We start from the raw sequence: 21,851 nt of genomic DNA, 5'->3' as shown, positions 1-21,851 counted from the left end.
GGCCTGTGACGGACGAGTACACGTTGACGCGCGTCGACCTCGGCGGACTGAGATCCATAGCGATCAGGTTTGGCACTGACGGCACCTACGAAGTCCTGGCCGATCACTCAGTCCCCGACTGGGAGGTTGACGCCTACGTCCGCGCCGCACTCATCCAGGAGCAGACCAGCCGACGACAGGCTGAGCCGGGCGACCCCGCCGCCAGCGCCTAGCAGGGCACGGAGCGGCCTGCTCAGCTCATGGCGAGCAGCAGGCTAGGATCTCTTCAACGGCACTTAACCCTTGCCCCACAACGGTTTTCGAGCCCCGGGAGGGACCTTGGAGAAAAGATGTCACATGTGGGGTATTGCGGAGGGGAACGTGTTCTGCCTGCTGCGCAAGCGGGTCGACCCCTGATCCACCGTCCACATCGGACTAGTTCGACCGTCGATTGACGGCGGGTGTCACTGGGTAACCGATGAGGGAAACGGCACCCTACAGGAGGGCCACTGATGGCGGACGAAGCACTCTGGCAGCGTGACAAGGCCGAATTCGGCGTGGGCGGTGACGCGTCAGCGGGCCCGCTGTCCGAGCAGTTCGTCGAGCTCACCCGCCTGCTGCTGGCCGCCTCGACCCCGGCCCAGGTCCTCGAACAGGTCATCGACGCCGCGTACCGGGTGGTGCCGGGCGCGGACCTGGTGTCGGTCACCCTCCGTGCCCCGGACGGGACCTTCCACACCCCGGTGTCGACCGGTGAGGTCGCGCTAGAGCTCGACGAGGTGCAATACCGCGCCGGGACCGGCCCTTGCGTCGATGCCGCCGACAGCGGAAGCCCCGGTTACATCCGCAGTGAAGACCTGACGGCGGAGAAGAGGTGGCCGGACTTCTCCGAGGCCGCCGTCCGGCACGGTTACCACTCGATCCTGTCCACCGTGCTGGTGCCCGACGCGAAACCTCCCAGGTTGCCCGGGGCGCTGAACATCTACAGCCACCGCACCGGCGCTCTCGACTCCCTGGCTCAGGACACCGCGCTGCTGCTGGCCACCCACGGTTCACTCGCCCTGGCGGGCACCGGCGCCGTGAACCGGGCCGAGCTGGAGGTGAACCATCTCCGGCGGGCCGTCGAATCCCGCGACGTCATCGGGCAGGCGAAGGGGATCCTCATGCAGCGGCGCGGCCTGACCGCCGACGAGGCCTTCGACCTGCTTCGCCGCACCTCTCAGGACCTCAACGTCAAACTCGCCGAAGTCGCCCGCACCCTCGCGACCCGGCACACCGAACTCGACACCCTCTGAAGCGCGTGAAGGCCCCTTCCCTTGGCTGAGCCGAGGGAAGGGGGCCTTCACGCGCGGAGACGCATTCAGCGGGCGAAAGGCGTCAGGCCAGGTCGAACCGGTCGAGTTCCATGACCTTCGTCCAGGCCGCGACGAAGTCGGCGGCGAACCGCTCGCGGGCGCTCTGGCCCGCGTAGACCTCGGAAAGCGCCCGCAACTGGGAGTTGGAGCCGAAGACGAGGTCGACCGCGGTCGCGGTCCATTTCACCTTGTCCGTGGCCACGTCGCGGATCTCGTACACGTTCTCCTCGGACTCCGACACCTTCCACCGCGTGCCGGGCGAGAGGAGGTTGGTGAAGAAGTCGTTGGTGAGCACGCCGGGCCGGTCGGTGAGGACGCCGTGCCGGGTGTCGCCGTGGTTGATCCCGAGGGAGCGCAGACCACCAGCGAGGACGGTCATCTCGGGCGCGGTCAGGTCGAGCATGTAGGCGCGTTCGACGAGCAGGATCTCCGGTTGCAGCTTCTCGCCGGGACGCAGGTAGTTGCGGAACCCGTCGGCGCGAGGTTCGAGCAGCGCGAACGATTCGACGTCGGTGTCCTCCTGCGTGGCGTCGGTACGCCCCGGGTGGAACGGCACGGTCACCTCGGTGCCCGCGTCGCGCGCCGCCTTCTCGACGGCGGCCGAGCCCGCCAGCACGATCAGGTCGGCCAGCGAGATCTTGGCGCCGCCCGCGTCGTTGAACTCGCGCTGGATGCTCTCCAGCGTCTCCAGGACGCCCGCGAGCCGCTCGGGTTCGTTGACCTCCCAGTCACGCTGGGGTGCCAGCCGGATCCGGGCGCCGTTGGCCCCGCCGCGTTTGTCGGTGGACCGGAAGCTCGCGGCGGACGCCCACGCGGTACCGACCAGCTGGGCGACCGAGAGGCCGGATTCGAGAACCTTCGCCTTGAGCGCGGCGATGTCGGCGTCGCCGACGAGGTCGTGGTCGACGTCCGGCACCGGGTCCTGCCACAGCTGTGGTTCGGGCACCCATGGCCCCAGGAAACGGCTGACCGGGCCCATGTCGCGATGCAGGAGCTTGTACCAGGCCTTGGCGAACGCGAGGGCGAACTCATCCGGGTGTTCCAGGAACCGGCGCGAGATCCGTTCGTACGCCGGGTCGACGCGCAACGCCAGGTCCGTCGTGAGCATGGTCGGCTTGTGCTTCTTGGCCGGGTCGTGCGCGTCCGGGATGATCGCCTCGGCGTCCTTGGCGACGTACTGCTTGGCGCCGCCGGGGCTCGTGGTGAGCTCCCATTCGTAGCCGAAGAGGATCTCGAAGAACCGGTTGCTCCACTGCGTCGGCACGTCGGTCCAGGTCACTTCGAGACCGCTGGTGATCGCGTCGGCGCCCTTGCCGCTGCCGTGGCTGCTCAGCCAGCCGAGGCCCTGCGCCTCGATCGGGGCGCCCTCGGGCTCCGGGCCCACGTGCGCGTCGGCGTCGCCCGCGCCGTGGGTCTTGCCGAAGGTGTGGCCGCCGGCGATGAGCGCGACGGTCTCCTCGTCGTTCATCGCCATCCGGGCGAAGGTCTCGCGGATGAAGTGCGCCGCCGCGGCCGGATCCGCGTTGCCGCGCGGCCCTTCGGGATTGACGTAGATGAGGCCCATCTCGGTCGCGCCGACGTCGGGCACCATCTCGGTGTCGGTGGCGTAGCGCTCGTCACCCAGCCAGGTGTCTTCCGGACCCCAGAAGATCTCCTCGGGCTCCCAGGTGTCCACGCGGCCGAAGCCGAAGCCGAACGTCTCGAAGCCCATCGACTCCAGCGCGACGTTGCCCGCGAGCACCAGCAGATCGGCCCACGAGACCTGCTGGCCGTACTTCTCCTTGACCGGCCACAGCAGCCGCCGCGCCTTGTCGAGGTTGGCGTTGTCCGGCCAGCTGTTGAGCGGGGCGAACCGCTGCCCGCCGTCACCGGCGCCGCCGCGGCCGTCGTGGACGCGGTACGTGCCCGCGGCGTGCCAGCTCATCCGGATCATCAGGCCGCCGTAGTGGCCGAAGTCGGCGGGCCACCAGTCCTGCGAGGTGGTGAGCACCTCGACGATGTCCCGTTTGAGCGCTTCGACGTCGAGCTTGGCGAACTCCTTGGCGTAGCTGAACTCCGCGCCGAGCGGGTTGGCCTTCGACGAGTGGGCGTGCAGCACCGACAGGTCGAGCTGGTTGGGCCACCAGTCCTTGTTGGTGCGCGGACGGCCGCCCGACTTCGGGGTCGGCGAATCGATCGCCGGGTTTTCGCTCTCGCTACCGTGCGCGGTCACGGAGTCTTGGGCCACCGGGCAGCCCTTCTCCGGCGTGTCACTCATTTTCTTCCTTCCAGGCAGGCGATTCATCGCTGTACGGGTTCGGCCGCACAGCCGGGGCAGACACCCCAGTAGACGACCTCCGCCTCGTCGACCACGAACCCGTGGTCGCCGGAGGCGCTGAGACAAGGGGCATGGCCGACGGCGCAATCGACGTCCGCGATCGCGCCGCAGGAACGGCACACGACATGGTGATGGTTGTCCCCCACCCGGGTCTCGTAGCGGGCGAGCGCGCCGGCGGGCTGGATGCGCCGGATCAGGCCGGTTTCGGTGAGCGCTCGCAGCACGTCGTAGACCGCCTGGTGCGAGACCGTGGGGAGGTCGGCCCGCACCAGCGCTATCACCGTTTCGGTGTCGACGTGCGGATGGTCTCGCAGCGCCGCGAGCACGGCCAGCCGAGGCCGGGTCACGCGCAACGAGACCGCACGCAGCTGTGCCTCGAAGTCGGACATCACCGAAAACGATAGGAGCGTGTCTGGACTCGGTCAAATCATGGCGGCGGAAATCCCTCGGTCAGGGTGATCGGTCACCGCCGCTCCCGTCCGCCGTGAAGGCCTCCTTCACTACCTTCAGGGTAGGTAAGGAGGCCTTCACGGACCGGACTCGCGCTCCGCGGCAGCCGGAACCCAGCAGCCACCTAAGACACGGTCGGCGCTAACCCGAAACGCGACTCACGACCATCTGTACCGACGCCGCCCCTCCCGCGAACGTTTGAAAACAATCAATTCCGGGTAAATCCTCGTGAGGGGCACGACTCGTGCGGGGTGGACTCATGACGGAGACCGGAAACGGCGAGCCGCCGCATCTCGTCGGGACCGCCAACGTCGAGTGCGTCGAAAACGCTGTCGGCGTCCTGCGAGCACTGGACTACCGCCAAGGCGGCGCCTTCAGCCGCGACGCGGTCCACGTCGTGAAAACGGTCAGCCTCCTGCTTCATTGGGGCGCGGTCCCCGGCGCGCTCCGGGAACGGCTGTTGACCGTGCTCGCCGATCTGCACAATCTGCTCGGCTGGACGGAATTCGACATCGGCCGCCGGGTACCGGCGCGAATCCGGTTCGACCGCGCGCTCGATCTCGCCACCGAGGCCGGGAACGACAACCTCATGGCCAACATCTGCTATCGCCTCGCCAGGCTCGCCCTGCACCATGACGACGTCGAAGGCGGGCTGAGTCACCTCCGCCGGGGGCAGGCGGCCGCGCACCGGTCCGGTTCCCGGCGGGCGCAGGCGATCCTGACGGTCAACGAGGCGTGGGCGCTGGCCATGACCGGCGACGAACGTGCCGCTCTCGCGAGCCTCGCGCGGGCCGAAAGCCAATTCGAGGGAATGGACACCTGGGCGGCCGCGCGCCCCTGGGAAGCCTTCTTCGGTACCACGGACATGGCCGCGATGCGCGGTACCGTCCTGACCGAATTGGCCCAGACGGTCAGCCCCCGGCACAGCGACGAGGCGATCGCCCGGCTTCGCGACGCCACCGGCGGCTACGGCACGGAAATGTCCCGCAGCCTGGCCCTCACCCTGAGCATGCTCGCGCAGAACCACGCGCTCCAAGGCGATTTCGACGAAGCCGTCCGCACCGGGACCGAGGCCGTGGACCTGGCCCGCGGCCTCGGATCCACCCGGACGAAGGACCGGCTCGGCCCGCTGGCGAGGCTGCTGCGCCGGCGCGCGACCGATCCCGGCTCACGCGACCTGCTCGACCGGATCGACGGCTACCGCGCCACCCCGGTCACGGAACCGGCGAACCGTCGCCCGAGCAGGACGGCGGTCGCCGCGAAACCGAGGCACAGACCGGCCCAAACACCCCAACCGCCCCAAGCGAACACGTAGGCGCACAAGAACATCGCGGGCACCCCGACGGCCCAGTACCCGACGAGCGTGCAACGAAGCCCGGAAACGGTGTCGCCGAGCCCGCGCAGCAAGCCGACGAGGATGTTCTGGGTTCCCTTGCTGTACTGCTGCGCGACGGCGAACAGCAACAGCGTCGACGCGGTGCCGAGTACCACCGCGTCGGTCTCGTCGTGCAGGAACGGCCACAACAGGGCCCCCGGCACCACCAGGTATCCCAGGCTCACCACCGCCATGAAAGACCAGGAAAGCGTGAACGCCTGCCGGGCGATCACCGGGGCCTGACGCCGTTCGCCGCGGGAAACCTCACGACTGACCAAAATGGACGATCCTTGCGAAAGCCCGATGTTGACCTGGTAGACGATGTAGGCGAGCTGATTCGCGACGTTCGACGCGGCGAGCATCGCCGGGCCGAAAGCACCCATCAGCATCGTCGCGATCGAGGTGATCGCGGCCTCCGAGCCGTAGGTGAAACAGATCGGCGTCCCGTGCCGGACGACGCGCCGGACCACCGCGGGATCCGCGCGCCAGAGCGCGAGCGAAACCATGGGCCGCAGCAGCGGGTCCCGGCGGACGGCCGAGGCGAACACGGCGAGCGTGAAGAACTGGACCAGCGTCGTCGCCAGGCCGATCCCGGTGACGCCGAGTTCGGGCAGACCCGCCCAGCCGTAGATGAAAGCGCCGTTGAGCGCGGCGTTGACCGCGATCGACACGAGGGTCACCGCGAGCAGGGATCCCGGACGGCGCAGCCCGACGGCGAACTGCCGCACCACGTTCAGCCACACCATCGGGAAGAGCCCGCCCGCCAGCGCGAACATCATCGCCCTGGCCAGCGAGACGATCTCCGGCTGCTGGCCCAGCAACGGCAACGCGGCCGCGAGTCCACAAAGGACGGCGGCGCCGACCGCCGCGGTCAGGGTCGCGACGAGCAGGGCCGACCGCAGGAGCGACCGGATCTCCTCCCGCGCGCGCTCGTCGAGCCCGTCCGTACCGGTGCGGAGTTCTCCCGCCCCGGCCGCCGCGGCCACGAGGTTCCCGACGCCGGTGACCATGCCGACGCACATAGTGCGGATCTGGTTGTAGAGCAGGATCGCCAGTCCGCCCGCCGCCACCGCGGTCACCCCGAGCAGGCCGAGCATGGCCAGGTCGACACTGGTGAGCGCCACCTGCGCCAGCTGGATGCCCGCGATCGGCGCCGCCAGCGCGACGAGCGCCCGGTAGCCGCGTGTCCGGACCACCGTGCTCACGCCGCCACCGCCACCCGGGCCTGCCGGTCACGAGTCGCCACCCGGACCGACTCGGCGTAGGTGGTGAACCAGCGCTCCATCCGGCGGTGGGCGAGTTCGTCGAGCACACCCCTGGCGCGCAACCATTCGTCGTCGTAGACCGAGTCGAGGTATTTCTCCCCGGCGTCGTTGCACAGCACCACGACGAGACTTCCGGCCGGGTACGCGTAAAGCCGCCGCAGGGCGACGTGGATCGCGCCGCCGGTGGTGCCGCCGACCAGCACACCGGTCCGCCGGGCGACGACGCGGGCTCCGGCGAAGGCGTCGCTGTCGGAAACGCGGTGGGCTTCGCCGATCACCGACCGGTCCACGTTGTCGCCGATCGGGAACCCGGCGGGACTGCCCGCCCCGGTCTGGTGATAGATCCCCGGCGCGCCACCGAAGATGATGGAACCGACGGGTTCGACGGCCACCGCGTGCGTGCCCGCTCCCGCCGCGCGCAGGGCGCGGGCCGTCCCGCACAGGGATCCGCCGGTGCCGATCGCCGCGACGAGCACGTCGACGGAACCCAGCTGCCGCACCAGTTCCAGTGCCAGCCCGGTGTACCCCTCGCCGTTGCCGGGATGGTTGTGCTGATCGGGGTGGTAGGCCCCGGTTTCCGCCGCGATCCGGGCCGCGACCCGCCGCCGCTGGACCGAGCTCACCCCGCCGTCCGAAGGGCACTCGACGAACACCAGTTCCGCGCCCAGCGCGCGCAGCATCCGGAGCTTCTCGCGGGCCGCGTGGTGATCGACCACGGCGGTGAACCGGTAGCCGCGTTCCAGCGCGATCAGCGCGAGCCCGTTCCCGGTGTTGCCGGAGGTGGGCTCGACGATGTGCCCGCCCGGCCGCAGCCTGCCGTCGAGCTCGGCGTCGTCGATCATCCGCCTGGCCATGCGGACCTTGCACGAACCGGTCGGGTTCAGATGGTCGAGTTTGAGCAGGAGCCGCGTCCCGGTACCGGTGCGCGCGAGCTCCAGCAGCGGCGTGCTCCCGATCAGGTCGGACGCGCGCTGGACGATCGTCATCGGATCTCCTGGATCGGGTAGTCGGTGTCGAGGTGCCGGCGGTCGCCGTCGACCACCACCTTCGGCGGTAACGGAAGCTGGTGGAAGCCGCTCTCGTTCTTGTCCATCTGGTACCCGGCCGTGTTCGGGTACACGAGCAGGTCGCCGGTCCTCGGCCGCGCGGGCAGTTCCACCGCGCGCCAGGTCAGCACGTCGTACTCCATGCAGCTCGAACCCGCGACGATGGTGCGCACCGGCGTGCCGCCAGGACCGTCCTGGCGCACGAGGACCGGATCGGGCAGGAACTCGCTTCCCTTCCACTGTTCGGACAGGCTCATGGACAGGCCCGCGACCGTGGTGATCAAGTGGTCATCGGCGGCTTTGCAGCCCAGCACCGGGAAAACCGAGAACCCGGCGCCGTCGACGAGGGCACGGCCCGGCTCCAGCAGCAGCTCGATCCCGGACTCGCGCAGGCGGTCCGCGAGCGGTTTCCCGGAGATCTCGTGCCGCAGGACGGCGGTGACCATGGCCGCGCCCACCGGCGCCTGGTGGTACGGATAGGTCCGGGGCGGGTTGCGGCCGGCGTGGAACCAGCCGTCGTGCCTGCCGGCCTCGAACCGCGCCCAATCCTCGGCGTCCACATAGGACACCGCGACGCCGCCGCCGATACTGATCTTCGACGCCGGATGCCCGAGTGCGCGGGCGTCGTGGCACAGGTCGATCAGGGAGGCGGCTAGTTCCGCCCGTGGCACGGGATCGTAGCCGTCCAGATGGAACGAGAAGCCGCGCAGGACGACCGGTTCGGCGCACCTTCGCACGGCCGCGGTCAAGGCGTCGGGAGCGAAGCCGAACCGGCTTTCCGGCGCGGACGGCGGCCGGACCCGCAGCAGCACTTCGGCCGTCTCACCGAGTTCGGCGGCCAGGCGCGCGACGCGTTCCAGTTCGTCGGCCGCGTCCACCGCGATCAGGCAGTGGTGCCGCAAGGCGAGCCAGAGGAGGCCGTCCGGTTTGGCGGCGCCGGTCACCCCGATCGCCTCCCCGCGCACCCCGTTGCCGAGGGCGTGCACCAGTTCGGGCACGCTCGCGACGTCGACCCCCGCGCCGGGGCGGACGCATTCCCGCAGCCAGGCCGCCGCCTTGTTCGCCTTCTTCCCGTAGTAGACGGTGCCGTCGACGCGCTCGGCGGCGAGTGCCGCGACCATTCCCCCGAGGTTCTCGGCGAACGTGGCCGGATGGATGACGTGGAACGGGCCACCGCCGACACCGCGGGCGATCTCCCACAGGATCTCCGAGTCGCGCAGCCGGTGCGCCCAAGGGCGTTCGAGCGCGGGCAGCGGCGGGGACAGGGTGTCGATCAGGTCCACAGCGCCACCTCGCGGCCGCGGCCCGCCGCGATGGCGCGGGCGGCCAGCGCGTGCGCCACCGGGATGTCGGTGATGATCATGCCGCTGCTGAAGGCGAACACCCGGTCTTCGTCGCCACGACGGCCTGGCAGGCGGCCGGCGAGGATCTCCGGAAGTTCGGCGTCGATCCGGAAAACACCGTCCGGCCCCGCCATCCGCCGGCCGGTCACCTCGACCTGGGCACCACTGGTGGCCACGGTGTAGTCGGCTTCGGCGAGCGTGCCCTCCTGGACTCCCTTGCTGGCGACCGAGATCAGCAGCCCGCCCGGCGGCAGCCAGCCGAGCCGGATCTTCGGATGCGCGGCCCGGCCGGAGGCGGCGACCACGATGTCGGACTCGCGCGCGGCGGCCTCGACGTCGTCGACGAGTTCGACCTCGCGCTCCGGGAACCGCTCCTTCAGCGCGGCGACGCTGTCGCGCAGGCCGTCGGGATGGGTGCCGAACAGCCGCAGCCGTTCGAGCTCCGGCAACGCCGTGAGCAGGTACGGCAGCGTCCTGATCCCCTGCGCGCCGGTGCCGACCATGAGCGCGGAACGCGCACCAGGCCGGGCGCAGGAGCGCGCGATCAGGGCGGTGCTCGCGGGCGTGCGGGTGGCGCCGACGCGGTGGCAGTCCATGAACGCGAACGGCAGCCCGGTGGTGTCGTCGTAGAGCGTGATCGTCGTGTAGTACTTCTCCGCCGACGTGCCGCCCTGCCGGTAGCTCGTCTTGAACGCGGCCTGTTCCAGGGAGCCGTCGTAGCCGAGCATCGAGTACGCGACGGCGTCCCGCGCGGGATCCGGCATCGGCACCATCAGCTTCGCGGGGTTGCGCGACGCTCCGGACGCGTAGGCCAGGTAGCCGTCTTCGACCAGGGTGATCGCCTCTTGCGGGGTGAGTTCGAGGCTGTGCAGATCCTTGCGGGTGAGGATGTGCAACGAGGGGCCGGGGTTCATGAACGATCGACCTTTCCGGGGGGACGGGATCCGGCCGGAGCTTAATGAAAATGATTGTCTTTATCGCTAACTGTGTCCCTTGTCACGCTAAGCTGGCGCCGTGAAGAGAGCTTGGAGCGCCTCGGAAACCCGCTCGAGAGCGGAAGAAGTGCACGATCTCCACGCCATCGCCCACCTCGCGCCGGAGGACCGCATACCGGGACTCGCCGGCCCGCTGGCGGGCGTTCCGATGGTCGTCAAGGACAACATCCACGTCGCGGGCATGCCGAACACCGCGGGCACCCCGGCGCTGGCGGACCACGTCCCGCGCGAGCACGCGACCGTGGTCCGGCGCCTGATCGACGCGGGCGTCACCGTCATCGGCAAGGCGACCATGCACGAACTCGCGTTCGGCATCACCTGCGACACGACACCGGTGGGGCCGGTCCGCAACGCCTGCTCGCCGTTCCACTTCGCCGGAGGCAGCAGCGGCGGGACGGCGGTCGCCGTCGCGGCGGGCATCGTCCCGGCGGGCCTGGGCACCGACACCGGGGGATCGGTGCGCGTCCCCGCCGCGCTCAACGGGGTGTGCGGGTTCCGGCCCACCACGGGCCGCTACCCGTCCGACGGCATGACACCGCTGAGCAGCACACGGGACACGGCCGGACCGATCGCCCGCACGGTCACCGATCTCGCGCTCCTCGACTCGGTCCTCGCGGCGGAACAGCCGGAACCCCTGGACGGGATCCCGTCGTCGGCGGTCCGGCTGGGCGTGCCCCAGCGCTTCCTGACCGGCGATCTGGAAACCGACGTCGAAGAACTCTGGGAGTCCACGCTGTTCCGCCTGCGCGCCGAGGGCGTCACGATGGTGCCGATCGACGACACCGTGCTCGCCGAACTCAGTGCCGATCAGGGCATGCCGTTGGTGATCCACGAAGCAGGCACCGGGCTCCGGGCGTATCTGCGCGAGTACGTGCCCGGTGTCTCGTTCGAACGGCTCGTTCGTGAGGTCGCCGCCGCCGACGTCCAGGCGATCTTCACCGGCTCGGTCGTACCGGGCGTCGATCCGGCCGTCTACGAGGCCGCCCTCGCCACTCGTTCGGCCTTGCGCGGCACCTACGCGAGGATCTTCCGCGAGACCGGCATCGACGCGCTGGCCTTTCCCACGACACCGGCCACGGCCAAGGAGTTCTCGGCCGTCGAGAACTTCGTTCTCCGCGGGCGCTCGGTCCCGACGTTCGCGACCTTCATCCGCAACTGCCAGAACGGCAGCATCGCGGGCTTCCCCGGCCTGACCGTGCCGATGGGGCGTGACCGGAACGGCCTCCCCGCCGGGCTGGCGCTCGACGGTGCCCTCGGCGAAGACCGGAAACTGCTGGCCATCGGGGCTTCCGTCGAACGGGCCCTGGCGAATCAGCAGGACCGGATACTGGCCTGAAGCGCGTGGATGAGCGCCGCGGCGGCGGGCGGATCCGGCGGATCGCCATACGTGACGGCGTAGATCTGACGCGGATCCTCGGCCAGTTCGGTGGCGTGGATACCCGGCAGCCGGTGCGCGCGCAGGGCCAGCCGGGGCAGCGTGGTGACGCCCATCCGGGCGGCGACCAGCGCCTGCATGACGACCATGTCGTCACTCACCAGGGAAATACGCGGCGCGAACCCGGCGCGCCCGCAGATCGTGACGAGCTCGTCCTGGCACCGGCCGCAGCCGCCGATCCAGGTGGAGTCGCGGTGGTCGGCGACGGTCTGCCCGGGTTCGCTGGAGATCAGGTAGATCGGGTCTTCGAGCAGGTGGACCAGCCGGAGCCCGTGTTCCTCGCGTGGCGTGTCGGCGTACCGGAAGATCAAGGCGACGTCGATCCGCCCTTCCCGCAGCATGCGCAGCGCTTCGCCCGGCTGCTCGTCGACCAGTCCCAGCTCGATCCCGGGATGGGCGCGGGCCAGCGCGGCGGCCGCCCCGGGAACGATGGTGCTCAGGATCGACTGGAACCCGGCCAGCCGGACCCGCCCGGCGCGTAATCCGACCTGTGCGGCCAATTCGGCCTCGGCGCCTTCGACCCGGCCGACGATCTCGGCCGCGCGGGCGGCGAGCAGCTTCCCTTCCGGGGTGAGCCGGATGCCGCGTCCGATCCGCTGGATCAGCTTCGCCCCGGTGGCGGCTTCCAACCTCGCGAGATGGTGGCTCACCGCCGGTTGGGTGTAATGCAGTTCCTTCGCCGCCGCGGTCATCGAGCCGTGTCTGGCGACAGCCGCCAGCACCGTGAGCTGGACCAGATTCAGCATACATAAAGACTACCTATGAAAGCGAAAGAACGTCGTCATTGGACGTCCCCCGAACACCGGACCACGATGGGAAGCGACCGGAAGGAGAACACCGATGACCGTCGCTTCCACCAATCTGAGACCCGGCCTCACGGAGCTGATAAAACGGCTTCGCCTGTGCACCGGGAGAACGTCCGAACCGCTTGTCACCGCACAGGCCGTGGCTTCCGTTCTCACCGAACTCCGGCCGACACCGCGGCTGCTCACCGCGGCGGAGCGGGAAGGGTCCGCGGCCGGGTACACCCGCAACACGCTGCACGCGGAAGCCGACTTCTCGATCACCGCCCTGGTCTGGCGGCCCGGCCAGCGCACGGAGATCCACGATCACCTGGTGTGGTGCACTTTCCTTGTGCTCCAAGGAACCGAGACGGAGAACATCTTCGACATCGAGGGCGATCGACTGGTCCGGACAGCCCAGCGGCAACGCCCCACCGGTTCGGTCAGCGGCGTGGCGCCGCCCGACGACATCCACCAGGTGCACAACGCCGGCGACACCGTCGCCATCACTTTGCACGTCTACGGCGCCGACCTCAGCAAGGGTACGAGCGTGCGCCGCAATTACCAGGTACGCACCGCGCCGACGTATAGCTCCTGAGCATTGCTCCATTTCGACCAATGCGCTCATCTCGACGCCGCCACCGACATTTTCCGGCGACGGCACAATGCGGGTCTACCAATTCTTCGTCTGATCGCCGGAGGTATTCCGGCGGGCGGCGTGGTATCCGGCCGCGCGACCCCGGCAAGCGCCGAGCAGGTCTCGGCGGGCGCGGCGACCTCACCGGGCCCTTGAACGTCACACCGGTAGCCGGGCAGTGAACCGAAAGGCAAAAACGTCGGGTCGAGGTGGCCGTGGGTGGCGATTCGGGTCGGAACCCAATGCCACGTAGCTTAAGTTGATCTTGGAACGCGCCCTTCGGCGGCTGTCGATCTAAGCGATCAAGCTGGACAAGCCGCCGGCAGTGAATCCGGGAACGACTGTCCACAAGGGACTCCAGCTGGGATCGCATCGCCCGATTTGGGCGCTTTGCGTAGTCGTGCGAGCGGGTCGTGAGTGACAATGATCGTTCTAACCCGAATTACCACTCACGACCCCTTGATAAAATCACCCATTTATTCGCAAATCAGACATGCGGTCAGCGACGAATGTCCACAGTGGACGACTGGAGCCTGGTCGGCCCCCGTCAGCCCCAGGGTGACCAAGCGTGTGCCCTGCGGCGACCGTCACCAGCGACGATCAAGATCCGCCCGAGATCAATTCGGGCTACGTGGCATCGGGTTCTATTGGGCCGCAAGGCATGGGTGTCGTGCTCGACCGCTCTCGTGCCCGCCGGGGTTCGAGTGTCGCGACCTCCTGCCCGTACGTACTGCACCCGAATGCCAGGACAGCACGTCCTGAGCGCCACATCCGAGACGTTCAGCGTCCCAAGCGTGGCGTTCGAGACACACTCAGCGACCCGACATGAGGAAAAGCCGCCCACCCGCCCGCCACGCCAACGTGCGACGTACCCCTCGACAGTTCGTTTTCCGGCCATTCGCGTGCGCGAAACGGCTAGCGATCAGGCCGGGCCGGAGGGCACGCTCTGAAGCGGGCCACTCCGGACCCCGGTGGCCCACTCACGGAGACGGCGGAAGCCGGTCGTCGAGGACCGGCTTTTGTCACCGGAGCGACAGCCTCGCTCCGAAGAATTGCTTTCCGCGTGACAGTTCCGCACAACGTCCCGTTTCTCAGTAGTTTCCACGACGCGCACCCTCTCGCCGTTCCGCTATATCTGGGAATCCGTTCCGCTCCAGGAACGGTTTTCCCGAGAGGACATGCGCGATGAAGCGTGGACCACAGTGGGTCGCCGGCGTTCTCGGTGCGGTGACAGCACTTCTCGTCGCGGTACCGGGGACATCGAGTGCCGCCGTCGCCGACGAGAGTCCTTATGCCCGCGGCCCGGCACCGACGAATTCCAGTATCGAGGCGGATCGCGGACCGTTCCGGACCGAGACCGAGAAGGTCCCGGCGGGACAGGGTTTCGGCGCGGGGACCATTCATTTCCCGACCGAAACCGCCCAGGGTACGTTCGGCGTGATCGCGATAGCGCCCGGTTTCCTCGAATCGGAGGCGGCGATCGCCTGGTACGGCCCGCGGCTGGCTTCCCAGGGTTTCGTCGTCATCACCTTCTCGACGAAGAGCACCTGGGACACCCCGGACAACCGGTCCGAGCAACTGCTCGCGGCACTGCGGTACGTCACCGACAAGAGCCGGGCCAAAAGCCGCGTCGATCCGAACCGGCTCGCCGTCATGGGGCATTCGATGGGCGGCGGCGGTTCCCTGATCGCGGCCCAGAAGGCACCGGCGTTGAAGGCGGCCATCCCGCTGACCGGCTGGAATCCGAACACGACGTTCTCCGACGTGAAGGTCCCCACCTTCGTCGTCAGTGCCCAGAACGATTTGATCGCGCCGGACGGCACGCATTCTCGTCCGTTCTACCAAAGCCTTCCGGAGTCGTTGAACAAGGCGTACGTGCTCCTGGCCGGCGTCGGCCACATGGCCCCGACTCAGCCGAACGTGACGATCGCCAAGTACAGCATCTCGTGGATGAAACGCTTCGTGGACGAAGACACCAGGTATGACCAGTTCCTCTGTCCGTTACCGGCGAACGACCCGAAGATCGCCGTCTACAAGGGAACTTGCCCGATCGGCTGAACACCGGCCCGCTGTGACCTCCGGGGTTTCGGAGGTCACAGCGGGTCCTGCCCGGCGACCCAGACGGCCAGCTGCGTCCGGTTGGTGAAGTCGAGCTTGTGCGAAATGTGCTGGAGATGCGTCTCCACCGTCCGCCGGGCGATGACCAGCCTCGTCGCGATCTCCCGGTTGCCCAGCCCCGCCGCCACCAGCCGCGCGATCTCCGTCTCGCGCTGGGTCAGCGGCGGGAGGACACGCTGTTCGCCGTCAGGCGCCGCCACCGGGCGAGTGTGCAGGACCTCGTGCGGATTCCGCCGCCGCCCTTCGGCGAACGCGGCGTCGAACTTCTTCTCCCCCAAGGCTTTCCGGGTGGCCTCGTGAAACGCCCGGTGGGTGGCCGAGACGGCCACGTCGGGTTCGGCATTGCAGCGCTCCCAGAGCGTCGCGGCGGTTCCGAACAGTTCCGCGGCACGGACCCAGTCCTCACGCCGCGCGGCCACCCAGGCGAGACCGTCGACCCGGTACGCCGCGGACAGCACGTCGGACGTGCGGAGGTCGATCTCCAGTGCGGCACGGATGAACCGTTCGCCTTCGTCGAGATCGCCGCCGAAACCGACTTCGGCGACCCCGGATCCGAACAGCGCCATAGAGCGATACCGGTACTCCCCCGCCTCCTCGCACAGCGACCGCATCGAGCCCAGCAATGCCCGCGCCCCCGGAAGATCCCCTCGGTAGGCCAGCGCGACCCCCTGAAGGAACATCGGATGCATCTGGCGTCGAACATCGCCCCGCTCGCCGAAGATCCGCACGGCTTTCGCCGCGTGGGTCAGTGAATTCGGCTCGGTGGACAGCATCATCACGAACGCCCTCGCGTGGGCGACGTAGGGCGCGGCGTCGTCGTCCTCGATCGCCTCGGCGGCGGCCGACCGCTCCCGGGCCCGCGGCAGATCCGCGTGCAGCGCGGCGCAGAGGGACGCGATCGCCAGACCCCGGGCCCGGCCCGCCGAGTCCGGCGGCATCGCGGCGAGCGCGCGGTCGATCCAGTCACGCGCTTCCCAGGCCGCGCCGCGGGCCAGCCAGTATTCGATCACCCCGACGACCATCTCCAGCGCCACCGGGCTTTCCTCAGGAGTGCGGAGCGACCACGACAGTGCTTCGCGGAGGTCGGCGTGCGCGGCCGTCAGACGTTCGTACGCCTCGTCCTGGCCGGGTCCGAACCAGCTGCCGGAAGCCTGTTCGACCAGCCGGGCGTAGTGGTCACGGTGTTTCCTCGCCACGGCGAGCTCGTCACCGGAGTCGGAAAGCCGTTGTGCGCCGTATTCACGGAGGAGCCGGAGCATCCGGTAGTGGACCCGGTCCGTGCCGTCGACACGGATCAGTACCGATTTGTCGACCAGCCCGTCGATCGCGTCCAGCGCGGCCGCTTCGGACAGGCCGCAGACGTCCTCGGCTGCGGACAGGTCGAACTGCCCGGCGAACACCGAACAGCGTGCCCAGACCGTCCGCTCGGTCGCGGTGCACAGGGAGTGACTCCAATCGAGGGTGACGCGCAGCGTCCGGTGCCGCTCGACCGGCAGCCGGAGACCGGTGGCCAGCACGGCCGAGTTCCGCTCGACCCGGTCCGCGATCTGCGAAGGCGACAGGACGCGGATCCGGGCCGCCGCGAGCTCGATCGCCAGTGGCAGTCCGTCGAGCCGTCGGCAGAGGCGGACGACGTCCGCGACGTTGTCTTCGGTGACCTCGAACGACGGCAGGACGCTGCCCGCCCGCTCCGCGAACAGCCGCACCGCCCCGGACGCGAGCGCCTCCCGCGGTGTCCTCGCCTCTTCGGACGGCAAGGACAGAGACGGGATCGTGAAGACCTGCTCACCGGCGATCCCCAGGGAGCAGCGGCTGGTGGCCAGGAGCACGAGGTCCGGACAGTCGCGCAACAGTGTCGTGACCAGCTCCGCGCTGCCGGTGAGGAGATGCTCGCAGTTGTCCAGCACCAGCAGCGAACGGCGAGGACGCAGATACGACGCCACGGCCTCCAGGTCCGTCCTCGCCGCCGTGTCGTGCAGGCCCAGGCTGTCCGCGACGGCGCGCGCGACGAGACGTTCGTCCCGCAGCTCACCCAGTCCGGCGACCGTCACACCGCCCGGGAAAGCCCGCGTGAGCGAACTGGCGACCTGGGCGGCCAGCCGTGTCTTGCCCGCACCGCCGGCGCCGGTCAAGGTGACCAGTCGTCCCACGCCGAGCAGCCGTCGTACCTCGTTCTCGTCCTCCGCCCGGCCGACGTAACTCGTCAGGGGCCCACCGTCAGCCACGCGTTTCATCGCCCCTTGCGGAAGATCGCGGTCACCTGCGCGCCCTCGTCGACCTCCATCGGCCCGGCGGTCCGCTGGGTCTCGACACCGACAGCGGTCGCCAGCGCGCAGCCGTAGAGGTCGAGCGCGGATTCGGCGAGCGCGGTCAGATCTGTGATCGCGGCCCGGCCGCGGACCCAGCCCGTCGTTCCGATCACCACCGCCACCACGATCGCGGGCCACCAGAACGCGCCGAGCAGCAGCGTCGGCCAGGCCCAGCTGGCGACCGTGACCGCCGCCGCGAACGCCCCGTTGGCGGCGGAGATCTCGGCCCGCGCGGTCTCCGGCATGGTGAGCCACAGCCGGGGCCACGCGAACGGGAGATCCAGGCCATAGCGTCCGGCCGCGATCGCCTCCACGGCGTGGATCCGGTCGCCCATCCAGGTCGGCCTCCCCGGCCGCGCCATCGCGACCGCGTTCATCCGCGCGGTGGCACGATCGATCTTGTCCTGCGCCGAGGCACTCCGGGACGCCGCCGGTTCCGCCGCCTCCAGCTTCTGCCGGTACCGCAGGCGCTGTTCCCATTTCCGGACGCGCCGGGCCGTCAGGATCGCTCCCGGCCACTGCCCCAGCCACAGTCCACGGGTGACCCCCGCCATGGCCTGGACCAGCAGACCGACACCGGCCGACGCGAGCAGCGCCACGACCAACACGACCGCCTGCACGGTGCCCGCCCGGCCCGCGACGGACGTCGCCGCCGCCGTGAACGCCTGCGACGCCATCGAAAGATCCAGTGCGTGCGCGTGCCCGAGCCGGACACCGACGAGCGCACCCACCACGAACAGCGCGCCGGGGACCAACAGCAGCCCGACCCACCGCTGCGCGAGGGTTTTCGCCAGTTCTTTGAAGAAGTCGCTCATCGAAGCCGCTTCATCGCCGAGTCGGTCAGCCCGCATCGGGGCACCGGTCCGGCGGGAATCGGCCGTTCCTCACGCGAACAATGGCCTTGCGGGCAGCCGAACAGTTCTTCGTGGGCCCGTCCGGTGCCGGAGCCGGGCAGTCCGCCGTGCAGCGAACGGTTTCCGGTGGCCGGGTCGATACCGAAATACCGGCTGAGCAGGCCGGAAATAGGGCGCCCTTCGGCCGCGGCCCGCTCTATCCGGGTCAATTGCGCGAGCTTCGTTTCGTCGAGCCGCGCGACCTCGGCGCGCAGATTCGGCAGATCGAGGCAGAACCGTGCCACCACTTGCCGTTCGGCGTCGTCCATCCGGTTCTACCCCGTTCTCTCCCGTGTTGGGTACGGTATCGGCTGGTGGCACATTATGAGGCGTTGAATCGTTTGTCCGCACGGTTGGCCGAATTCCAACGCTCGCGCGAGCCGGAAAAGTTGTTCACGGCGGCGGCGACGGCCGACGCGGACGCCTTGGCGCCGATAGCGCTGTCCGGCGACGATCTCGGGACAGCCGCGTGCCAAGTGCTCGGCTGGTGGCATTTCTTCCGTTGCTCCGTGCTGACCACGGACGGCAAATACCCGGAATTGGCCAGGTCTCTCACTTTCCTCACCCGGGTGGCGGACCGGCCGGCCGCGCTGCCCGAGCCGGTGCGGGCGCTCATCGGCCCGGCCGCCGAGGCGGACTCCCAGTCCGAGATCGGCCGCGACCTGCTGCTCGCCGGGTCACGTGATCCCGAGCCGCGGCTTTTGGACGCCGGGATCATGCTGCTGTCGGCGGCGGTCGCCGGGACCGAAGACCCTCGCGCCGCCAGCCGGATCGCGCTGCTCATCGTGGGCTATCAGTGGCGTTACCGGCGCACCCACCAGGTGGACGATCTGGAGCACGCCATCGAGACCGGGGAACGCGCGATCCGGTTCCTCCCCGCGGATCACCAGGAACTCGCGGGAATCCTGTCGAATCTCGGAGTGGCGTATCGCGCCCGCTACGGACGGACCGACGCGATCCCGGATCTGACCCGCTCGATCGAACTGACCACGACGGCGGTGGCCTCGTGTCCCGCCGACGACCCCCAGGGCGTGGCGTGCCTGTCCAATCTCGCCGACACCTATTGCGAGCGGTCGATCAGGACCGGCGACCTCGGCGACCTGAGCGCCGCGATCGACTGCGCCGAGCGGGTCTTGGCCCGGACGCCCGCCGGGGACCCGGAGCACGCGAGCAGTCTCGCCCGGGTCGGCGCGATCCACTTCCGCCGGTACGAGCGCCTGGGCGAGGTCGCCGATCTGCGGCACGCGATCGACCTCGAGGAGCGGGCGGACGCGGCGGACCCGGGCCTGTTCAAGCCGCTGACCGACCTGTGCGTGCTGTACCGCGAGCGATTCCAGCGGCTCGGCGACGTCGCCGATCTGCGCCGTGCCGTGAAGTCGGGTGAGCGCGCGCTGGCATCGCTGCCCGACGGCGACATGCGGCGCGGTATGCCGGCGTCCATGCTCAACCTGGCCTGTCGCTATCTGTACGAGGCGACGCAGGACCTGGCCCAGCTGCGGCGCGCGATCGACTACGGCAGGCTGGCGGTGGCGGCGAGTCCGGCCGGTTCCCCGGACCGCGCGAGCGCGCTGGGCAATCTCAGCCCCGCGCTGCAACGACTCTACGGGCACACCGGCCTGCTCTCGGATCTCCAGCAGGCCATCGACGTCGACGAGGAAGCACTCGCGCTGCTGCCCGAGGGGCATCCGACCCGCGTCACGTCGCTGTCCAATCTCTGCGTCGCCTATCGGAGCCGGGCGGAGCACACCGAGGCGTCCGCCGACCGCGCGCACGCCATCGAACTGGGTGAGCGGGCGCTGGCCGCCATTCCCGCCGAAGACCCGACGCGGATCGTCACCGTCCGGACGGTGTCCGCCGCGTACCGGGACCAGTACAACCACCACGGCGACGTCGCCAACCTGAACCGGGCGATCGAACTCGCCCATCTGGCACTGGACACGCTGCCCGCCGATCACCCCACCCGGCATCGGTGCCTGTCCGAGCTCAACACCGTCTACCAACTGCGGTACCGGCATTCCGCCGACGTGGCGGACATGCGACGCGGCATCGAGTTCCAGGAGCAGGCGCTGGCGTCCTTGCCGACCGATCACCCCGAACTGGCCATGATGTCCGCGAACCTCGGCCAAGCGCACCACCAGTTCGCCGACACCACGGGCCGTCCCGTGGACGAGGGCCGTCTCGATCCCCTCATCGACGTGATCGTGGAATCGGCCGCCACGGCTTCGGCGACGCAGCGGGTGCGCTCGTATCACGTGGCGGGCCGGGTGGCGACGGTGCTCGGTGACCACCGCCGGGCCGCGGCGCTGCTGGACTCGGCCGCCGCGCTGTTGTCGTCGCTGCCGCCGTCGGGCGCGGACTGGCGCGACCGCGAATACCGGATAGGCCAGTACACGGGGCTGGTGCGGGAAAGCATCGCCGCGCACTGCGCCTTCGACGATCCGGCGGGTGCGGTCGAGGCGGCCGAGCGAGGGCGGGGCATCCTGCTGGTCGCCGAACTCGGCACCGATTCCCTCGCGACACCGGCGTTCCCCGAACTGCGGACGGCGGCGGCCGATGGCGCGGTGGTCCTGGTCAACACGAACCTCCACCAGGGCGAAGCGATCATCGTCACGGCCACCGGCGACCCGATCCTCGTCCGCCTGCCCGGCCTCGGCGGCGCCGGACTGCACGAGCGGGTCCAGCACCTCATCGACGTCAACCAGCGAAGCGGGTTCGCCGCCGTCCTGCACCAGCGGCGGGTCATCCCGGAAATACTCGGCTGGCTGTGGGAAGTCGCCGTCGCCCCGATCCTGACCGCTTTACCCGCCACGCGACGGGTGTGGTGGATGCCGACCGATCTGCTCGGCCTGTTCCCGTGGCACGCCGCCGGGCGTCCCGGCGAACCGGGCGCGCTGGACGCCGTGGTCTCCTCCTATACGGCGACCCTGCGCACGTTGTCCCACGCCCGATCCCGTCCGCCGTCGACCGAACGCAGGCAACTGACCGTCGCCGTCCGCGATGCGCCGGGCGCGTCTCCGCTACCGGCCACCGTCGGCGAAGCGGAACACCTTCACAGCGCCCACCCCGGCCTGCCGCTGCTGATCGACGAGAACGCCACGGCCGACGCCGTCCTCGCCCAATTGAGCGCGGCGACGTGGGCCCATTTCGCCTGTCACGCGGACGCCGACCTGATCGTCCCTTCCCGCAGTGGAATCCAGCTCCACGACGAAGTCCTGACCCTGTCCGAGATCAGCCGTCTCCGGCTGGCCGACGCCGAACTCGCCTACCTGTCCGCCTGCTCGACCGCGAATCCGGGCATCGCTCAAGCCGACGAGTCGCTGCACCTGGCGTCGGCGTTCCAGCTGGCGGGCTTCCGCCACGTCATCGCCACCCTGTGGCCGATCGCCGACGACATCGCGGCCACCACCGCGCGCGAGATCTACCGGCACCTGGACGGAAAGCCTTCCGCCGACTCCGCCGCCCACGCCGTCCGGCAAGCCACCCTGGACCTGCGCGCCGCTCACCCGGATCGGCCGGATCTGTGGGCTTCGCTCATCCACAACGGTCCCTGAC

At 69.5% G+C, this 21,851-nt stretch carries 17 protein-coding genes; 7 read left to right on the top strand and 10 right to left on the bottom strand.

Annotated features, from left to right (window positions below; translation table 11 throughout):
• Positions 1-5 precede the first annotated feature (5 nt).
• Positions 6-212 (top strand): hypothetical protein, encoded by a 207-nt coding sequence (locus CFP71_RS21220; RefSeq protein ID WP_093935603.1) that lies wholly within the window; start codon positions 6-8, stop codon positions 210-212.
• Between the two features lie 279 nt (positions 213-491).
• A complete protein-coding gene (locus tag CFP71_RS21215) occupies positions 492-1,274 on the top strand; it encodes a GAF and ANTAR domain-containing protein (RefSeq protein ID WP_093935602.1) in 783 nt (260 codons plus the stop codon).
• Positions 1,275-1,356: 82 nt separating this feature from the next.
• Here CFP71_RS21215 and katG read toward each other — a convergent pair whose 3' ends face one another.
• Both katG and CFP71_RS21205 read right to left on the bottom strand, forming a co-directional pair.
• Positions 1,357-3,591 (bottom strand): catalase/peroxidase HPI, encoded by a 2,235-nt coding sequence (gene katG / locus CFP71_RS21210; RefSeq protein WP_208635999.1) that lies wholly within the window; start codon positions 3,589-3,591, stop codon positions 1,357-1,359.
• A 23-nt stretch (positions 3,592-3,614) separates the two neighbouring features.
• Positions 3,615-4,040 (bottom strand): Fur family transcriptional regulator, encoded by a 426-nt coding sequence (locus tag CFP71_RS21205; RefSeq protein ID WP_093935600.1) that lies wholly within the window; start codon positions 4,038-4,040, stop codon positions 3,615-3,617.
• A 320-nt stretch (positions 4,041-4,360) separates the two neighbouring features.
• On the opposite strand from CFP71_RS21205, the gene CFP71_RS21200 reads away from it, so the two are divergent.
• On the top strand, positions 4,361-5,416 hold the full coding sequence (locus CFP71_RS21200; RefSeq protein ID WP_244199768.1) for an NsdA family TPR-like regulatory protein: 1,056 nt from the start codon (positions 4,361-4,363) through the stop codon (positions 5,414-5,416).
• Here CFP71_RS21200 and CFP71_RS21195 read toward each other — a convergent pair.
• From CFP71_RS21195 to CFP71_RS21180, 4 genes are read right to left on the bottom strand one after another with little or no spacing between them, the layout of a single operon-like run.
• Positions 5,299-6,681, bottom strand: coding sequence for an MATE family efflux transporter (locus tag CFP71_RS21195; protein WP_093935599.1), 1,383 nt, complete (start codon positions 6,679-6,681; stop codon positions 5,299-5,301). The genes CFP71_RS21200 and CFP71_RS21195 overlap by 118 nt on opposite strands.
• Positions 6,678-7,727, bottom strand: a complete 1,050-nt coding sequence (locus tag CFP71_RS21190; RefSeq protein WP_093935598.1) for a cysteine synthase family protein — start codon at positions 7,725-7,727, stop codon at positions 6,678-6,680. The genes CFP71_RS21195 and CFP71_RS21190 overlap by 4 nt, the downstream gene beginning before the upstream one ends.
• On the bottom strand, positions 7,724-9,070 hold the full coding sequence (locus CFP71_RS21185; RefSeq protein ID WP_093935597.1) for a type III PLP-dependent enzyme domain-containing protein: 1,347 nt from the start codon (positions 9,068-9,070) through the stop codon (positions 7,724-7,726). The genes CFP71_RS21190 and CFP71_RS21185 overlap by 4 nt, the downstream gene beginning before the upstream one ends.
• Positions 9,061-10,044: an ornithine cyclodeaminase gene (locus CFP71_RS21180; RefSeq protein WP_093935596.1), complete on the bottom strand. Its 984-nt coding sequence runs from the start codon at positions 10,042-10,044 to the stop codon at positions 9,061-9,063. The genes CFP71_RS21185 and CFP71_RS21180 overlap by 10 nt, the downstream gene beginning before the upstream one ends.
• Before the next feature lie 100 nt (positions 10,045-10,144).
• On the opposite strand from CFP71_RS21180, the gene CFP71_RS21175 reads away from it, so the two are divergent.
• Complete coding sequence (locus CFP71_RS21175) at positions 10,145-11,461, top strand: amidase family protein (protein WP_093935595.1); 1,317 nt, start codon at positions 10,145-10,147, stop codon at positions 11,459-11,461.
• Here the strand turns inward: CFP71_RS21175 and CFP71_RS21170 are convergent.
• Positions 11,437-12,306, bottom strand: a complete 870-nt coding sequence (locus CFP71_RS21170) for a LysR family transcriptional regulator (RefSeq protein WP_093935594.1) — start codon at positions 12,304-12,306, stop codon at positions 11,437-11,439. The two genes, CFP71_RS21175 and CFP71_RS21170, sit on opposite strands and share 25 nt — an antisense overlap.
• A gap of 199 nt (positions 12,307-12,505) precedes the next feature.
• On the opposite strand from CFP71_RS21170, the gene CFP71_RS21165 reads away from it, so the two are divergent.
• A complete protein-coding gene (locus CFP71_RS21165; protein ID WP_244199767.1) occupies positions 12,506-12,940 on the top strand; it encodes a cysteine dioxygenase family protein in 435 nt (144 codons plus the stop codon).
• Positions 12,941-14,164: 1,224 nt separating this feature from the next.
• Positions 14,165-15,037, top strand: a complete 873-nt coding sequence (locus CFP71_RS21160; protein WP_093935592.1) for a poly(ethylene terephthalate) hydrolase family protein — start codon at positions 14,165-14,167, stop codon at positions 15,035-15,037.
• 35 nt (positions 15,038-15,072) lie between these two features.
• On the opposite strand, the gene CFP71_RS21155 is transcribed toward CFP71_RS21160, so the two are convergent.
• The 3 genes from CFP71_RS21155 to CFP71_RS21145 are packed head-to-tail and all read right to left on the bottom strand — an operon-like array spanning position 15,073 to position 18,568.
• The gene (locus CFP71_RS21155; RefSeq protein WP_482746721.1) at positions 15,073-17,322 is read right to left on the bottom strand and encodes an ATP-binding protein; all 2,250 of its coding nucleotides are present in this window, start codon (positions 17,320-17,322) and stop codon (positions 15,073-15,075) included.
• Between the two features lie 5 nt (positions 17,323-17,327).
• Positions 17,328-18,221, bottom strand: a complete 894-nt coding sequence (locus CFP71_RS21150) for a hypothetical protein (RefSeq protein WP_093935590.1) — start codon at positions 18,219-18,221, stop codon at positions 17,328-17,330.
• On the bottom strand, positions 18,218-18,568 hold the full coding sequence (locus CFP71_RS21145; RefSeq protein ID WP_093935589.1) for a hypothetical protein: 351 nt from the start codon (positions 18,566-18,568) through the stop codon (positions 18,218-18,220). Before CFP71_RS21145 ends, CFP71_RS21150 begins: the two co-directional genes overlap by 4 nt.
• A gap of 45 nt (positions 18,569-18,613) precedes the next feature.
• Between CFP71_RS21145 and CFP71_RS21140 the strand changes: the two genes are divergently transcribed.
• Entirely contained in the window at positions 18,614-21,850 is a 3,237-nt protein-coding gene (locus CFP71_RS21140; RefSeq protein WP_244199766.1) for a CHAT domain-containing protein, read from the top strand.
• The last annotated feature ends 1 nt before the right edge of the window (position 21,851 follow it).

The sequence above is a fragment of the Amycolatopsis thailandensis genome (genome assembly GCF_002234405.1).
In the GTDB taxonomy this organism is placed as follows: Bacteria; Actinomycetota; Actinomycetes; order Mycobacteriales; family Pseudonocardiaceae; genus Amycolatopsis; species Amycolatopsis thailandensis.
This window is presented reverse-complemented; position numbering and strand designations above follow the sequence as displayed.

What these genes read in the sequence shown, in the direction of transcription:
- CFP71_RS21215 (WP_093935602.1), top strand. Translation starts at nt 492, where the DNA reads ATGGCGGACGAAGCACTCTGGCAGCGTGACAAGGCCGAATTCGGCGTG.
- katG (WP_208635999.1), bottom strand. Translation starts at nt 3,591, where the DNA reads ATGAGTGACACGCCGGAGAAGGGCTGCCCGGTGGCCCAAGACTCCGTG.
- CFP71_RS21205 (WP_093935600.1), bottom strand. Translation starts at nt 4,040, where the DNA reads ATGTCCGACTTCGAGGCACAGCTGCGTGCGGTCTCGTTGCGCGTGACC.
- CFP71_RS21200 (WP_244199768.1), top strand. Translation starts at nt 4,361, where the DNA reads ATGACGGAGACCGGAAACGGCGAGCCGCCGCATCTCGTCGGGACCGCC.
- CFP71_RS21190 (WP_093935598.1), bottom strand. Translation starts at nt 7,727, where the DNA reads ATGACGATCGTCCAGCGCGCGTCCGACCTGATCGGGAGCACGCCGCTG.
- CFP71_RS21180 (WP_093935596.1), bottom strand. Translation starts at nt 10,044, where the DNA reads ATGAACCCCGGCCCCTCGTTGCACATCCTCACCCGCAAGGATCTGCAC.
- CFP71_RS21170 (WP_093935594.1), bottom strand. Translation starts at nt 12,306, where the DNA reads ATGCTGAATCTGGTCCAGCTCACGGTGCTGGCGGCTGTCGCCAGACAC.
- CFP71_RS21160 (WP_093935592.1), top strand. Translation starts at nt 14,165, where the DNA reads ATGAAGCGTGGACCACAGTGGGTCGCCGGCGTTCTCGGTGCGGTGACA.
- CFP71_RS21150 (WP_093935590.1), bottom strand. Translation starts at nt 18,221, where the DNA reads ATGAGCGACTTCTTCAAAGAACTGGCGAAAACCCTCGCGCAGCGGTGG.
- CFP71_RS21145 (WP_093935589.1), bottom strand. Translation starts at nt 18,568, where the DNA reads ATGGACGACGCCGAACGGCAAGTGGTGGCACGGTTCTGCCTCGATCTG.